Origin of the sequence: Sphingomonas koreensis (assembly GCF_002797435.1) — a bacterium.
GTDB lineage: Bacteria > Pseudomonadota > Alphaproteobacteria > Sphingomonadales > Sphingomonadaceae > Sphingomonas > Sphingomonas koreensis.
Genome location: NZ_PGEN01000001.1, coordinates 411,285 through 426,528, shown reverse-complemented (window position 1 = coordinate 426,528; position 15,244 = coordinate 411,285). Strand labels below are relative to the sequence as shown.

Below are 15,244 nucleotides of genomic sequence, written 5' to 3'. Positions count from 1 at the left end.
GCGCTTCCACTTGAAACATCCGCTTGCCGGACCCAAAAAACCCTTTGAGCGGGGATGCTCAAATGGAGGGAGAAAATGCCCCGGCAAGATGCCGAATACTATGCAGATCGCGCCCGCCAGGAGCGCGCTATGGCAGAAGCAACGAACGATCTATGCGCGCGGCGAACGCATCAGATGCTCGCGGAGCACTACCAGCGCATAGCCGACGGCGCCCTGCGAGAAGTGGGGCCGCCAGAGCGGGCATAGCCAGGGGCGGCCCCAAAGGGGCCGCCCCTTCCTCATTCAAGAAATGACAAAGGGACCTAGGCCGGCATTCCGAAGATGTCGTCGGCGGAAAGGCGATCTCGGGTTCGCCGCACCGACGGCGATCAGCGGGCAGGGCGAGGTTTTGCCGTTCGGAGACGACGCGCCGGCTCGGCTGTTCGCGGGCGGGGATAGAATTGGGTTTCGGTGTTATTCATCAGTCATCCAGCCACGAAGAAAGTGGCAGGTCCTACCCATTCACGCATGCCCGCGCATTATCCGCCAGGCGCTTGAGAAATATTGCCGGCGCAAAGCACGCGGTCCGGGCTTTCGCAAACCTCCCAGCCGCCACCGAGCGCGCGGTGGATTTCGATCACCGAGAGGAGATGCGCCGCGCGCGCCTCGACCAGCGTTGCTTCGGCTTCGTACAGGCTGCGTTCGGCGGCGAGAACGTCCAGATATTGGCCCTCGCCTTCGCGGAAGCGAACCGACGCCATCCGCACTGCCTCGCGGCTGGCGCCGACCTGCTGGTCCCGCATCGCAAGGCTGGTTCGGATCGCGCCATAGGCGACCAGGGCGTCTTCGGCATCGCGAAGCGCATTCAGGACGGTCCGGTGGTAATCGATCAGCGCCGCATCGGTGCGCGCGTCCGCGACGCGGACCTGCGCGCGCAGACGCGGCATATCGAACACCCCCCAATCGAGGCTGGGGCCGCCCGAGAATGCGAGCGCGCCGCCAGTGAACAGCGATTCAAACCCGCCGGCGAGGAGCCCGATGAAGCCGGACAGGCGCACCGTGGGGAACAGATCGGCCTCGGCCACGCCGCGCCGTGCGGTGGCGGCGGCGAGCGCGCGCTCGGCGGCGGCGATATCGGGGCGTCGCCGCAACAGGTCGGCCGGGGCGCCGACGGCAATTTGCGCGATCTGCGGGAGGCTGGTTGTTGTCGCGGCGGGGCCGGCGAAGCTTTGCGGTGTCTGGCCGAGCAGCACGGCAAGGGCGTGACGCGCGGTGCTGATGCGCTGCTCGATCCCGGACAGCGTCGCCTCGACTGCAGCGAGCGCGGCCTCGGCACGGACAACGTCAAAGCGTGCGCCTCCGCCGGCGCGTTCCAGCTTGCGCGTGACGTCGAGCGAGCGCCGCTGGGTTTCGATCTGGCGGCGCGCGACCGCGAGCGCGGCCTCGCTTCCTCGCAACTGGAAATAATGGCTGGCGACGTCCGCCGTAACCGCGGCGCGCGCAGAGCGCAGCAGTGCTTCAGCGCCACCGACCTCGGCCTCGGCCGCCTCGACCCCACGGCGGACGCGACCGAACAGGTCGACCTCCCACGACGCCTCCGCGCCGAGGCGCAGGGCATCGCCCTCGCGCGGCTGGCCGCCCGAACGCTCGGCATCGGCCAGACGGCGACGCTGATAGCCACCACCGATGCCGCCGCTGGGAAGTCTCTCCGCGCGCGAGACACCGGCGAGTGCGCGCGCCTCCTCGAGCCGCGCGACGGCGAGCCGCGCGTCGAGGTTGGCCGCTAGCGCCGCGGCGATCAGGCCATCGAGCGCCGGGTCGTCGAACAGTTTCCACCAGGCGGTCTCGACAGCGGCGTCTCTCACGCCCACCGGTATCGTGGCATAGGCACGGGGTGCTTCGGCCAGCGGTGGGACATAGTTGGAACCGGCGGTGGCGCACCCGGCGAGGCCGAGGAGCAGGACGGCAGGCGAAAGTTTGGCGATCAATGTCATTGGGTCAATTCCTGCGGCTTGGCGTCCGGATGTGAAAGGCGCCGCGCCTCGCGCCGCAACACGGCCTTGCGGATCACGACATAGAAGAGCGGGGTCAGGAAGAGGCCGAAGAGCGTCACCCCGAGCATGCCGGCGAACACTGCAATGCCCATGGCCTGCCGCATTTCGGCGCCCGCCCCCGTGGCTATCGCGAGCGGAACTGCGCCTGCAATGAAGGCGATCGACGTCATCAAGATCGGACGCAGCCTCAACCGGCAGGCTTCGAGCGCCGCGGCGAGCGGATCGAGACCGTCATCCTCCTGCGCGCGCGCGAACTCGACGATCAGGATCGCATTTTTCGCGGCCAGCCCCACCAGCACCACAAAGGCGATCTGCGTGAAGATATTGATGTCGCCGCCGGTCAGCCAGACGCCGACAAGCGCGCTCAAGAGACACATGGGCACGATGAGCAGGACCGCGAGCGGCAGCGTCCAGCTGTTATATTGCGCGGCAAGGATCAGAAAGGCGAGAAGCACGGCGAGCGGGAAGATGTAGAGGGCGGCATTGCCCGCGGTCTTTTCCTGGAAGGTCAGGTCGGTCCACTCGAAGGTCATGCCCTCGGGCAGTTCGGCGCGTGCGATCCGTTCCATCGCCGCGACCGCCTGCCCCGAGCTGAAGCCCGGCGCGGGGCCGCCGCTGATATCGGCCGATGGAAAACCGTTATAGTGGATGATGCGATCCGGACCCGCGCCGGGCGCGGTCGTCACCAGCGTCGCAAGCGGAACCATGTTGCCCTGCGCGTTGCGGACCTGAAGCCGGCCGACCGCATCGGGCTGTGCCCGTGCGTCGGCTTCGGCCTGCGCATAGACTTGATAGGTTCGGCCGAAGCGGTTGAAGTCGTTGACATAGAGCGAACCGAGATAGACCTGCATCGTGTCGAACACGTCGGTCATGGCGACGCCCTGTGCCGCCGCCTTGGTCCGGTCGACATCGACCGAAAGTTCGGGCGAGGCGACATTGTAGCTGGTCATCAGTCCGGCGAGCGCAGGTTCCTTGGCGGCGGCGGCCATCACCTTCGCGCTCGCCGCGGCGAGTGCTTCATAGCCCGCGCCCGAGCGGTCCTCGATCTGCATCTTGAACCCGCCCGTCGCGCCCAGGCCGGGAACCGGCGGTGGCGGGAACACGCCGACGAACCCGTCGGGGACTGCCGCATATTTGCCTTGCAGCCGCCCGGCGATCGCCCCCGCCGCCATGTCCGGCGACGTGCGTTCGGAAAAGGGATCGAGCATCACGAACATGACGGCGGCGTTGGGCACGTTGACGAAGCCGTTGATCGACAGGCCTGGAAACGCCACGACGCTTTCGACGCCGGGCTCGGCCAGCGCGATTTTCGAGACTTGCTCGGCAACCGCCTGCGTGCGGTCCAGCGACGCGCCGTTCGGCAACTGCACGATGCCGACGAGATAATATTTGTCCTGTGCGGGCACGAAACCAGCGGGCAACTTATCAAAGGCGAACCAGGTCAGGCCGAGGAGTCCGGCATAGGTCAGCCCCGCCACCGCGCCGCGCCGGATGACGCGCTGGACGCCGCCGACATAGGCGAGCGAGCCGCGATCGAAGGCGCGATTAAAGGGCCGGAACAGCCAGCCAAAACCCTTGTCGATTCCGCGCTGAAGGCCGTCGCGCGGCGCGTCGTGACGCTGGAGGAGCACTGCGGCGAGTGCGGGCGACAGCGTCAGCGAATTGACGGCCGACAAAATGGTCGAGATGGCGACGGTGAGCGCGAACTGGCGATAGAATTCGCCCTGCAACCCGCCCAGAAACGCGGTCGGAATAAAGACTGCGGCGAGGACCGAGGTGATCGCGATGATCGGGCCGGTGACCTCCGCCATCGCCTTGCGTGCGGCTTCGCGCGGAGATTCGCCCAGGCCGATATGGCGCTCGACATTTTCGACCACGACGATCGCGTCATCGACGACGATGCCGATCGAAAGCACCAGCCCGAACAGCGACAGGGTGTTCAGCGAAAAGCCGAACAAATACATGACCGCCAATGTCCCGACCAGCGAGACGGGCACCGCGACGAGCGGAATGATCGATGCGCGCCAGGTCTGGAGAAAAAGGATCACGACGAGGACGACAAGCAAGGTCGCCTCGATCAGCGTAACGATCACGCTTTCGATCGAAGCCTCGACAAAGATCGTCGGATCATAGGCAATGCGATGCTCCAGCCCGTCGGGAAACTGGCCCGAGAGCCGGTCCATCGTCGCCCGTACCTCCGCCGCCGTGTCGAGCGCGTTGGCGCCGGGGCTCTGCAATATCTGCAACGCGATCGCGGGTTCGCCGTCGAGCAGCGAGCGCAGCGCATAGTCATTGGCGCCCATCTCGATCCGGGCAACCTCACCCAGGCGCGTGAGCTGGCCATCGGCGCCGGTCTTGACGACGATCGCGGCGAACTCTTCCTCGGTCGCAAGCCGGCCTTTGACGTCGAGCGCGACCTGCTGCGCGGCGGCGGGGTTTGGCTGGCGCCCGACGCTGCCCGCGGCGACTTCGACATTCTGCGCGCGGATCGCGGCGACGATATCGCTCGCGGTCAGGCCGCGCGAGGCGATCCGCGCCGGGTCTAGCCAGACTCGCATCGAATATTCACCGGCGCCCCAGACGACCACATCGGCGATGCCGGGGATGCGCGCGATTTCGTCGCGGACCTGAAGCAGCGCATAGTTGGAGATGAAAAGGGGGTCATAGCGCTTCGATGGCGAGAGGAGGTGCACCACCATCAGTGCGTCGGGGGCCACCTTTTGCGTGGTGACTCCAAGCCGCTGCACCGTCTCGGGCAAGCGCGGAAGCGCGCGCGATACGCGATTCTGGACCTGAACCTGCGCGATGTCGGGATCGGTGCCTTGCGCGAAAGTGACCGTGAGCGTCATCCGGCCATCGGTCGCGGCCTGGCTCGACATATAGAGCATACCCTCGACGCCGTTAACCGCCTGCTCGATCGGGCTCGCAACGGTTTCGGCGATGACCTCGGGCGACGCACCGGGATAGGCGGCGACAACGGTCACCGTCGGCGGTGCCACCGCCGGATATTCGCTGAGCGGCAGGCGGAGGAGCGCGAGCAATCCTGCGATCAGCAGGAGCACCGACAGCACGATCGCGAAGATCGGCCGATCGATGAAGAAACGGGGAAAGTTCATCGTGCCGCCTCCGGCTGGACGCTATTTTTCTGGACGCCATTGCCGCGCGGCATGGGCACGATCCTGGGCTTGACCGCCATACCAGGGCCGGCGAGCCCTTTGACGACGACGCGGTCGCCGGGCCGCAAGCCCGTCTCGATGACGCGCAGCCCGCCAACCACCGGGCCGAGGGTGACCGGCCGATATTCGGTCATGTTTTTGGCGCCGATCACGAGGACGAAGCGCCGTCCCTGTTCGATGCCGATCGCGAGGTCGCTGACGAGGAGGGCGGGCCGTATGTTGGCGGTCGCGACATCGACCTGGGCGAACAGCCCCGGCGCCAGACGGCCACCCGGGTTGGGCAAGATCGCGCGCGCGCGGATCGTTCCCGTAGCGCGGTCGAGACGGTTGCCGATGAAGTCGAGGCGTGCCGATCGCGTGCTGCCATCTTCCAGACGGACGCCGACCCTGGTCTCGGCGCTCTGACTCCGGCGATCTGCGAGCGAACGAAGATAGGTCGCTTCGTCGACATCGAACTCGACATGGAGCGGATCGACCGAGACGATGGTCGTCAGCGGCGTCGCAGCCTCGCCGCCGGCGACCAGATTGCCTCGGGTGACGAGGATCTGGCCGACCCGACCGGCGATAGGCGCTTCGACGCCGGCATAGCGAAGGTCGAGCGCCGCCAGCCGTTCGGCCGCCCGCGCCGACGCCACCTGCGCTTCGCGTTCGCGCAAGGTGGCAGTCGTCACATCCGAACGCTCGCGCGCGGCGACACCCTCGGCGACGAGCCGGCGGGCGCGCACATCCTCGGCCTGGGCGAGACCCAGCCGCGCTTCGGCTTCGCGCGTCGCCGCGCGTGCTGCGGCGTGCCGCGCCGCGAAGGGAACGGAATCGAGGCGAAAGAGGATCTGCCCGCGCCGGACCATCTGCCCCTCGGGAACAGTTACATCGGTGATGTAGCCCGAGACACGCGGTTTCAGATCGACCGTCTCGACCGCGGTCAAGCGACCGGTATAGGTCGCGCGCGGTATATGGTCCTGCACGACGACCGGCGCCGCGAGGACCATGGGCGGTGCTGGCGCGGTAGCCTGTTCCTCGCTTGCGGGCCCGCGCATCCAGAATATCGCCAACCCCGTCGCCAATATCGCGCCCAGCGCCGCGGCGACTCTCGATTTTCGCATCTCAATCTCCGAATCCGTACCCGCCGATCCGCATGGATTGCGAGCTCATCATCGGGGGGTGCGGGTTTCCATCGTTGGAGGGTCAAGCGGTTTGTTCAGATCTTGAGAGTTCTGATTGCGGCGGGGGCGCAGCAGGGGTGAGCGTCTTCGAATTCCCACTCAGCTGACATGCCGGCAGGTCGATCGAGCCAGAAAACGTGGCTTTCTCTCTTGACCGTGCCAGCGTTGTAAGCCCGACAGCCCCTGGCAATCGCGACAAGCGGGAAACTGATCTTGGGGAATTCCAATGCAGGACTTCATACCCGATCCGAAGAGATGGGCCGCTCTTGCGTTACTTTGCGCTGCTCAATTCATCGTGATCCTCGATACATCTATTATCGGCGTGGCCTTGCCCGCCATGCAGGCAGACCTCGGCTTCAGCGCCAGCGGGCTGAGCTGGATCTTCAATGCCTATGTCATCGCCTTTGGCGGCCTGCTGCTTCTCGGCGGACGGTTGGGTGACTTGATCGGCGCGCGCCGAATTTTCGCGATCGGATTTGGCATACTTACCATGGCTTCGCTGCTGGCAGGGCTGGCGCAAGACCAGGAAATGCTGCTTGCCGGTCGGGCTTTGCAGGGCGTGGGTGCCGCGCTGATCGCGCCATCCGCCCTGACGATCCTCATGCGTCTTTTCGGACATGATGGCGCCGAACTCGGCAAGGCTTTCGGCTTCTGGGGCGCTGCCGCCGCGGCGGGCGGCTCAGCCGGCGTGTTTCTGGGCGGCGTCATTACCGAATGGATGACATGGCCCTGGACCTTCCTGATCAACGTGCCGCTCGGTCTGCTCGTGCTGGCACTGGTTCCGGCCATACTCCCCACGTCGTCGCGCAGCACCGGCGCAGTGGACTGGTTTGGAGCGATCAGCGTGACGGGCGCGCTTGTCGTTCTTGTCTATGCCATCGTCACCATCGAAACGGCCGGGCTTGGTTCCTCGCAGATGCTGACGATGCTGGGAATTTCCTTGGCTCTGTTCGTCGTCTTTCTGATCGCTCAGTTCGTGCGACGCGAGCCGCTTCTTCCTCTCGACATCTTCAAGGCGCCAAACCTGGCGGCCGGCAATTTTGTGATGGCGCTCCTTGGCGCCTCCTGGATCCCGCTTTGGTTCTTCCTCAACCTCTATCTCCAGCAAGTCCTCGGGCTCTCGGCGCTTGCCAGCGGCCTGGCACTCCTGCCTATGACCGTGACCATCATGATCGTGATGGTGGGTCTTTCGGGCAAGCTGATCGGACGGTTCGGCATCAAACCCAACCTTGTGTTGGGACTGGTCTTGATGAGTGTCGCACTTCTGATGTTCTCCAACCTGCCGCTCGACGGCTCCTTCGTGGCGAATGTTTTGCCGGCCTCGCTCCTCGCCGCCCTCGGCATGGCGCTGGCGTATATTCCGACGACGATGACGGGCATGGCCGGCGCCAAACCTGCAGAAACCGGCTTGGCTTCAGGCTTGATCAATACGACCTATCAGATCGGCTCCGCGATAGGTCTCGCCATCATGGTTGCGCTCTCGAGCGCGCATGCCGACCGTGGCACCGAACAGACCACCGAGGCCATGCTTGCGGGGTTCCAAGCTGCATTCCTGGGAGCCGGTGTCGCCGCCGGCATCGCCGCATTCGCCGCGCTGGTGTTCGTCGGATCGGCCGGTCAGCAAAAGGATGTGCCGGTGGGCTAAACCGCATGCCAGCGGAGGCTATGCCTCCGCTGGCCAGGGGGGAGACATCATGTCGCATGTTGTCGGAAGCCTGCCGTGCCGGGTTCACCGGTGCGCTGCGTCCGCAAGCATGAGGCTTCAGTTCCCTCGCTGTACGAGCGCTTCTGACTCGGTGCCATCCTCGTCACGCTGATGAGTGTCTGGGCTCCGATCGCGCGTCAGGCACGGCGGGATCGCGACATCGGACGGGGCGTCGGCCCGCGGGCGCACCGCCGCCCATATTATGCTCGCAAATGTCATCAGCTCTGCGGCAACCAATCGTCACCTGAAACATTGATACCCCTACAGGGCAGGGGTATCTATATGTGTGCTGAGAATTCCAACTCGATCCTCGTGTCGCTCAACCGGATTGCGGGTCAGGTTCGCGGTATCGGGCAGATGGTGGAAGAGGAACGATACTGCATCGATATCCTCCACCAGATTCACGCCGCGAAAGCCGCGCTTGCGAAGGTCGAGAACCAGGTGCTGAGATCGCATGCAGCTTCTTGCGTGGAAGAAGCGATCATTTCCGGCAACGCCGATCTCCAGCGCGCCAAATTCAACGAACTGATCGAGGTTTTCGCGAAAGCAAAACTCTAGAAGCAAAGGGATCGGAAATGGCAAGAGAGGCACCAAAACACGCCGAACTTCATCGGATGGTGACCGCCGAGCACACCTGCCCCTATGGATTGAAAGCGCTCGATCTGCTCAAGCGCGAGGGTTACGAGGTCGATGACCAAAGGCTGACGACCCGCGAAGAGGCCGATGCCTTCAAGGCCAGACACAATGTCGAAACGACCCCCCAGACCTTCATCGATGGCAAACGGATCGGCGGCTATGACGATCTGGTCCAATTCTTCGGCGGTGAGGCGAAGGACAAGGATGCCGTTACCTACAAGCCGGTGATCGCGCTCTTCTCCATGGCCGGACTGATGGCACTGGCGGTGAACTGGGCAGCATTCGGAAACCTCGCGACGGTCCAGGCCGCAGAATGGTTCATCGCCATTGCGATGTGCCTCCTAGCGCTCCAGAAGCTAAAGGACGTGGAAGGCTTCGCCACCATGTTCCTGAATTACGATCTTCTGGCGCAGCGATGGGTTCGCTACGCCTATATCTATCCTTTCGCCGAGGCTCTCGCCGGCATCCTGATGCTGGCCGGGGCGCTCATGTGGCTCTCGGTCCCGGTCGCGCTTTTCATCGGCAGCGTGGGCGCCATCTCCGTGATCAAGGCTGTTTATATCGACAAGCGCGAGCTCAAATGCGCCTGCGTCGGCGGCGACAGCAATGTGCCGCTCGGCTTCGTATCGCTCACCGAGAATCTGATGATGGTCGCCATGGCGGCCTGGATGATCTTCAAGCCGATCGGCCTCGTCCACTGATAGCAAACAGAGAGAGGAGAAGCAGATGTCCCAGGACCACCAAGCGCATGGCGGACAGCCGCAAAGCAACCACGGCTCTCATGACAGGCCTTATCGAATGTTCTGGATCAATATGATCCTCGGCCTCATTGTCATGTACATAGTGATGTTTTCGATGATCGACGGTTGGAGCGATTTCCACAACAATCTGAATATGTTCTATATGGCTCTCACCATGTGGGCGCCGATGGGACTCTTCATGCTGGCGACGATGCGGGGCATGTTTCCGGATCGCCGTATGAACATCGCCCTCTATGTCATTTTCGCCTTGCTGACCGCCGGCTCCTTCTGGGCGACGCGAACCCAATCGTTGATTGGTGATCGTCAGTTCATCGGATCGATGATCCCGCACCATTCGGGAGCAATTTTGATGTGCCGCGAGGCGAGGCTGGCCGATCCCGAACTGAAGGCGTTGTGCAAGACGATCATCGAGGCACAGCGCGAAGAGATCCAGCGGATGGAAGGGATACGCGCCCGTTTATAGCCGATGGAGGCGCGATCCCAGATATACGCTCATTGCGATGGAGCAGGCCGCTTTCTGACAATTCCGGTCCGCAAGCCTTGTTTGCCGCGCGGGTGCCGGGGAAGGTCTGACGTAACGCGCGCGTTCCTCAATGCGAATGTCCTGCGTGCGAAGCGGTAGCATTGCGAGGCGCATCCAAACTGCAGTTGGCGATGCCTTCCCAGTTGATTCCGATGGTCGGATGCTCGATTCCGAACTTCGCCTTCAATTCGTGCTCGACCCGATTGATGACATGGCGGACATCCGCACCATCCATCGGCTGCACCTGGAGCGTCGCCAGCACCCGGCCGGAGGTCAGCGACCAGACGTGAATGTGGCCTACATTCTGAACACCCGAAATGGCCGCCCGGAGATGATCTGCAATCTGCGTACCGCCGGCGTTAGCAGGCGCGCCTTCGAGCAGGATATGCAGTGTGTTGCTGAGCAAGCTCCAAGCGCTGCGCAAGATAAGCAGGGATACGAATACGGAGAGAATCGGGTCAATGGGCGTCCAGCCCGTGTACCAGATCACGATCGCCGCGATGATCGCGCCTACGGAGCCGAGCAGGTCGCCCATCACATGCAGCACCGCTCCCTTGACGTTGACATGGTCGGAATCGCCGCGGGTCAGAAACCAGAGGACGAAAAGGTTCACGAGCATCCCGATCAGGGCCACTCCGAACATCGATCCCGCCAGGACCGGTTGGGGTTCCTGCAGCCGTTCGATGGCTTCGTAGAGAATCCAAGCGACAATGCCGAACAATGTGAGAGCATTGACGAACCCCGCAATCACCTCGAAGCGGGCATAGCCAAAGCTGCGTTGCGGGTCAGCGGCCCGCCTTCCGAGGCGGAAGGCCGCATAGGCCAGGCCAAGCGCAATGGCGTCCGTCAGCATGTGGCCCGCATCGGCCAGAAGCGCGAGCGAGCCCGATACATATCCGCCGACAGCTTCCACGAACATGAAAGACAGGATGATCAGGAAGGAAACGAGAATCTTGCGCTCATTGTCCTCGGTCACCGCCGGAACGTGGGAATGATCATGACCGTGTCCCGCGGCGTGGGAATGACCATGATGGTGACTGTGGGAGGGGCGTAGGTTTGCCATAGGGTCTCAATCAGCCTGCAACTGGAATCCTGGCCGAGTCACGGCGCCGGGGGAACCGTCACGACGAACGGTACCGTCCGTACCGTGCCGCCACCCATGAATTGAATCCAAAGCGCATAGCGCCCCGCACGCGGAGGTGCTGCATGGAGCATCAGCTTGGCCGCAATAGCCATATGCGAGTCGGCATGGACGCCTTCGGCGTGGTGGCTGCCTTCCCCGGCGCCCATCGTCATGGCGTGCGCATGAACATAGCCGAGATCGTCGGTGTTCACGAACACCGCATGTGCGGGCACGCCTAGATAGAGCCCCAGATCCGTCGCGGGCTTGCCGTCCTTCAATATCGTCATCGCGACCATGCTTTCGGCTCCTGCCCGGAGCGCCGCGGGGTCGAACTCGACCGTATAGGGACCGTCGGATCCTTGTGCTGCGCCGATGGGCGCCTGCTGCGCTCTTGTCGTTTCCCCTCGATCACCGACAGGCACGTCGAAGCGGACGACCCGCTGACCGAGACCCTTCGGCATGACATCGGCATAAACATGGTAGAGTCCGGCCTTGGGGAAACGGACTTCGATCCGGAAACTTCCGTCGGGCCCGGGTTTCTTGGGGTGCTCGTGGACAAAGCTCGAGAAATTGCTGTCCGTCGCGAGCAGGTGGAGCTGCTGCGCCAATTCCTCGTCGAAATTCGTGATGGGCTGACCCGTCGTCTTGTCGGTGAACACGATGACCAGCTCGCGGGTAAGCGGCCCGGTTTCTCGCACGACAAGCTCGGCCACCACCTTTTCCGTCGCGCCAGGAAGAGCAAAGGTGCCTCTTGAAGGTACCTCCGCGGCGAATGACGGCAGTGACACGGCACCCGCCAGGGCCGCCGTGCCGATCACGAGAAGAGGCTTGATGTACATGATTTCACTCCCGTCAGCCGGCCAGCGTTTCCGACCGCCGCTCGGCCGGATAGCCGGCTTCGCTAAGTGCCGCGTAGAATGCGTTTTCGTCCGCCGCGCTTTCGACGCGGGCTTCACGCGCGGGGGGATCGGTTTCGATGCGAGCCTGCGGATCTACGCTCTGCAGCGCCCTGCTAACGGATCTGGCGCAGCCGCCGCAGGTCATGTTCGGGATGTGGAAGCGAAGCATTTTCATCTCCTGTCATAGGGTCTTTCGCCGATGTGGGGTTTGACAGCGTGGCAAGGTCAAGGGTTTCGCCGGGAAATATTGGACGTCCCATTTGGTTGGCGAGATTCACGAGATGCCAGTCGATTGGGGCGCCTTGAACGGGGCGCTGAAATCCGCGCCATGGACACATCCCGGGGACGGATCGGGAGGGGGTCGGGATCGGGACGAGAGGAGCCCGGTGCCTTTGCGAGGCCGCTGGACGATGATGATGGGAACCGGCCGCAACGGGCCCTAAACTCGTTGCGGCCCAACCAGGGTCACGCCCGTTCCTTTCCGCCGTCGATCTCCCGCGTGCCAAGTCGGGACCGTTGCGCCAGGAACCAGGCTGTCGCGAAGCCCGCGATCAGCAACGCCGGGATTGCGGCGAAGTTGACTGTCGCCCAACCCTGACCGGTCTGTATGGTGCCGGCCGTGAGCGTCGCAAGCGCCGTTGTGCCGAACACGAGAAACTCGTTGGCGGCCTGGGTTCTGGCGCGCTCTGCCGGCTCATAGGCTTCGGTGAGAAGCGTCGTGCCGCCGATAAACAGAAAATTCCAGCCGACCCCGAGAAGAAGCAGCGCGACCTGGAAGGCCAACAGCGCCGACCCACTGAGCGCGATCGCAAGGCTTGTGGACAAGATGAGTCCGCCTGCGACGAGGATAGGCAGCACACCGAAGCGGGCAATGAGTCCGCCGGTGAAAAAGGATGGCGCGAACATGCCAACGAGATGCCAGCGCGTGACGCCAGCCGCTGCGTCGACTCCATGGCCGGCAGCGACCACCGCGAGCGGGGAGGCGGTCATCACGAAGCTCATCACGATATAGGCGACCGCGGCGTTGAGCGCCGCGACGACAAATACCGGCTGGCGCATGATCACCAGCAGCGGGCGGCCGCGGGCGCTCGCGTGCGCCTCGAGCGCGGACGGCGGTGCGCGCAACGCCGTGAGCACGGCGATCGAGAGGAAGGCGAGCAGCGCGGCGGCGAGATAGGCGCCCATATATTCCACCGCCGGAACAAGCGCACGGGTGCGCGCGGCGACCTCGGGGCCGACGACTGCGGCCGCGACTCCCCCCGCCAGGACCCACGATACGGCCTTGGGCCGGAATTCAGGTGCGGCGAGGTCGGCGGCGGCGAAGCGATAATACATCGCGGACGCCTGAAAGACGCCGATCAGCGCATTGCCGAAACAGAACAGCGCGAAGTTACTCCCGGCGATCCCCCAGGCAGCGAAGCCGGCGCCTGCAGCCCCGACGAGGGCGCCAAGCTGGAATCCGGCGCGGCGCCCGATCCGCGCCATCAGGATCGAGGCAGGAATGGTCGTGATGGCGGTAACGACGGTGCTGAGCGCGAGCGGAAGCGTCGCCAGGCTCGGCATCGGCGCGAGCGTCGCGCCAACCAGCCCTGAAAATGTGAAGATAACCGAGAGCGCAGACAGATAGAGCGCCTGTGCGACGCTCAGGATCACAACCGGCCGGCGCGTTCGATCGAACATATTCCTGCCCCTTCCGGTCAGGACCGCCGCACCGCGAACAGCCGAAGCCGAGCCAATGCTGGGGTTTCAGGGGAGGGCTTCGACATATAGCGCGTGCGCATACGCGCGCATTCGATCTCGACCGACGCGGCCGGAATGTCGCTCGCCTTGGCGACTTGTCCGATATTCATGACGCTGCTCCCTCGGTTGTTTGGCGCAGATCCTCCCGAAGGGGTGGCTCGGGAGTGAAGAATATGTCCGCATGAAAATCTTCGGACGCGAGACCGCGGGCCTTCAACAAAGGCCCGGCCGTATCGATCATCGCCGGGGGGCCGGCCAGATAGGCCTTCCAGCCATCGAGGTCGGTAAAATCGGCGGCAATCGCGTCGGTCACGAATCCAGCCCGACCTGCGCCGGCGTCGCTCTCTCGTGAGAGCACCGGCTCGAAGTGGAAGTTCGCGTGCGCGGCCGCCAGGCGTTCGAAATGATCGACAAGGTAGAGATCCGCGCGCCGCCGAGCACCGAAATAGAGATGAATTGGCTGCCGCAGTCCTTTTTCCAGCGCGGTCTCGACAATCGCCTTGATCGGCGCAAGTCCCGACCCGCCCGCGACCGCGAGGATCGGCCCGGTATGGCCCTCGCGAAGATAGGCGCTGCCGAACGGGCCGCGCAGCGTGAGCGTATCACCCACGGCGAGATGTGTAGCGATCCGCTCGCTCGCCTTGCCGCCGGGAATATGGCGGATATAAAATTCGAGGTCCTCTTCGCCGGGGACGTTCGCCATCGAATAGTCCCGCGTCGGCGCGCCAGCGGCGCTGAGCTGCGCATATTGCCCGGCGGTAAAGACGAGCGGCTCGCCCGCGACCCGAACGCGCACCAGATTGATATCATGGGTGGCGCTATCGAGCGCGACGACCTCGGCTTTGAGACTGCGGACGGGGTGTTCGATAATCTCCGCCTCTCCGAGCCACGCGACCTCGATGTCGGTCAGCGGCTGCGCGCGACAGGCCAGGATGAGCCCCTGTGCCTTTTCCTCGGCGGTCAGTGCGAATCGCGTATGCGCCAGCAGATCGACCTCGCCTGAAAGGAGCCGCGATTTGCACGCACCGCAGCGACCCGAGCGGCAGCCATGCGGAAAAGCAACGCCGGCATCGAGTGCCGCCGCGAGAATCGTCTGTTTGTCGCCGACCGCGATGGGGCGGCCGGTCTGGCGGATATGAACAGTCCGTGTCACAACGATGCCGTTCACAGCGCTTGGGCGAAGCCCAGCGCCTCGACGATTTGGGGCTTCTGAGATGCAAAAGTGCCGTAGATGACGTGATCTCCGATGAGCGTGATCGGCGCAACACGCACCCCGGTCCTTGCCTTCGCCTCCGCCATGATCGCGGGATCGGACATATCCTTTTCGATATAGGCAAGTCCGCGGCTCGCGAGCCATGCTTTGAGCGCGTGGCAGTCGGGGCAGATCGGCGTGGAATAGATGACAATGTCCGGGACGGCTGCAGTCATGATCTCGTTCCTTGTCGGCTAAGGGGGACGGGGAGGACCGACAGCCTGGACTGTCAG

The 15,244-nt window shown here is 64.0% G+C and carries 14 protein-coding genes; 4 read left to right on the top strand and 10 right to left on the bottom strand.

Annotated features, from left to right (window positions below; genetic code table 11):
- Window positions 1-518 precede the first annotated feature (518 nt).
- Genes BDW16_RS02175 through BDW16_RS02165 form a run of 3 tightly spaced genes read right to left on the bottom strand, consistent with a single transcriptional unit; the run spans window position 519 to window position 6,312 of the window.
- Window positions 519-1,973: an efflux transporter outer membrane subunit gene (locus BDW16_RS02175; RefSeq protein WP_083954262.1), complete on the bottom strand. Its 1,455-nt coding sequence runs from the start codon at window positions 1,971-1,973 to the stop codon at window positions 519-521.
- On the bottom strand, window positions 1,970-5,149 hold the full coding sequence (locus BDW16_RS02170) for an efflux RND transporter permease subunit (RefSeq protein WP_066577128.1): 3,180 nt from the start codon (window positions 5,147-5,149) through the stop codon (window positions 1,970-1,972). Before BDW16_RS02170 ends, BDW16_RS02175 begins: the two co-directional genes overlap by 4 nt.
- Complete coding sequence (locus tag BDW16_RS02165) at window positions 5,146-6,312, bottom strand: efflux RND transporter periplasmic adaptor subunit (RefSeq protein WP_066577124.1); 1,167 nt, start codon at window positions 6,310-6,312, stop codon at window positions 5,146-5,148. Before BDW16_RS02165 ends, BDW16_RS02170 begins: the two co-directional genes overlap by 4 nt.
- A 286-nt stretch (window positions 6,313-6,598) precedes the next feature.
- On the opposite strand from BDW16_RS02165, the gene BDW16_RS02160 reads away from it, so the two are divergent.
- The 4 genes from BDW16_RS02160 (at window position 6,599) to BDW16_RS02145 (ending at window position 9,937) form a co-directional block, all read left to right on the top strand.
- Window positions 6,599-8,017, top strand: a complete 1,419-nt coding sequence (locus tag BDW16_RS02160; RefSeq protein ID WP_066577117.1) for an MFS transporter — start codon at window positions 6,599-6,601, stop codon at window positions 8,015-8,017.
- Window positions 8,018-8,188: 171 nt separating this feature from the next.
- The gene (locus BDW16_RS22000; RefSeq protein WP_338325266.1) at window positions 8,189-8,635 is read left to right on the top strand and encodes a metal-sensitive transcriptional regulator; all 447 of its coding nucleotides are present in this window, start codon (window positions 8,189-8,191) and stop codon (window positions 8,633-8,635) included.
- Between the two features lie 17 nt (window positions 8,636-8,652).
- Window positions 8,653-9,414, top strand: a complete 762-nt coding sequence (locus BDW16_RS02150; protein WP_066577113.1) for a MauE/DoxX family redox-associated membrane protein — start codon at window positions 8,653-8,655, stop codon at window positions 9,412-9,414.
- Window positions 9,415-9,439: 25 nt separating this feature from the next.
- Window positions 9,440-9,937 (top strand): DUF305 domain-containing protein, encoded by a 498-nt coding sequence (locus tag BDW16_RS02145; RefSeq protein ID WP_066577110.1) that lies wholly within the window; start codon window positions 9,440-9,442, stop codon window positions 9,935-9,937.
- A gap of 127 nt (window positions 9,938-10,064) precedes the next feature.
- On the opposite strand, the gene BDW16_RS02140 is transcribed toward BDW16_RS02145, so the two are convergent.
- The 7 genes from BDW16_RS02140 to BDW16_RS02115 all read right to left on the bottom strand — a co-directional run bounded on the left by BDW16_RS02140 (window position 10,065) and on the right by BDW16_RS02115 (window position 15,187).
- Complete coding sequence (locus tag BDW16_RS02140) at window positions 10,065-10,973, bottom strand: cation diffusion facilitator family transporter (protein ID WP_428842860.1); 909 nt, start codon at window positions 10,971-10,973, stop codon at window positions 10,065-10,067.
- Between the two features lie 125 nt (window positions 10,974-11,098).
- The gene (locus tag BDW16_RS02135) at window positions 11,099-11,959 is read right to left on the bottom strand and encodes a hypothetical protein (protein ID WP_066577104.1); all 861 of its coding nucleotides are present in this window, start codon (window positions 11,957-11,959) and stop codon (window positions 11,099-11,101) included.
- A gap of 13 nt (window positions 11,960-11,972) precedes the next feature.
- Entirely contained in the window at window positions 11,973-12,188 is a 216-nt protein-coding gene (locus tag BDW16_RS02130; protein WP_066577400.1) for a heavy-metal-associated domain-containing protein, read from the bottom strand.
- A 296-nt stretch (window positions 12,189-12,484) separates the two neighbouring features.
- A complete protein-coding gene (locus tag BDW16_RS02125) occupies window positions 12,485-13,699 on the bottom strand; it encodes an MFS transporter (protein WP_066577097.1) in 1,215 nt (404 codons plus the stop codon).
- 17 nt (window positions 13,700-13,716) lie between these two features.
- The gene (locus BDW16_RS21215; protein WP_157081393.1) at window positions 13,717-13,869 is read right to left on the bottom strand and encodes a hypothetical protein; all 153 of its coding nucleotides are present in this window, start codon (window positions 13,867-13,869) and stop codon (window positions 13,717-13,719) included.
- Window positions 13,866-14,927 (bottom strand): 2Fe-2S iron-sulfur cluster-binding protein, encoded by a 1,062-nt coding sequence (locus tag BDW16_RS02120; protein WP_241230533.1) that lies wholly within the window; start codon window positions 14,925-14,927, stop codon window positions 13,866-13,868. The genes BDW16_RS21215 and BDW16_RS02120 overlap by 4 nt, the downstream gene beginning before the upstream one ends.
- Complete coding sequence (locus tag BDW16_RS02115) at window positions 14,924-15,187, bottom strand: glutaredoxin family protein (RefSeq protein ID WP_066577094.1); 264 nt, start codon at window positions 15,185-15,187, stop codon at window positions 14,924-14,926. The genes BDW16_RS02120 and BDW16_RS02115 overlap by 4 nt, the downstream gene beginning before the upstream one ends.
- Window positions 15,188-15,244 lie beyond the last annotated feature (57 nt).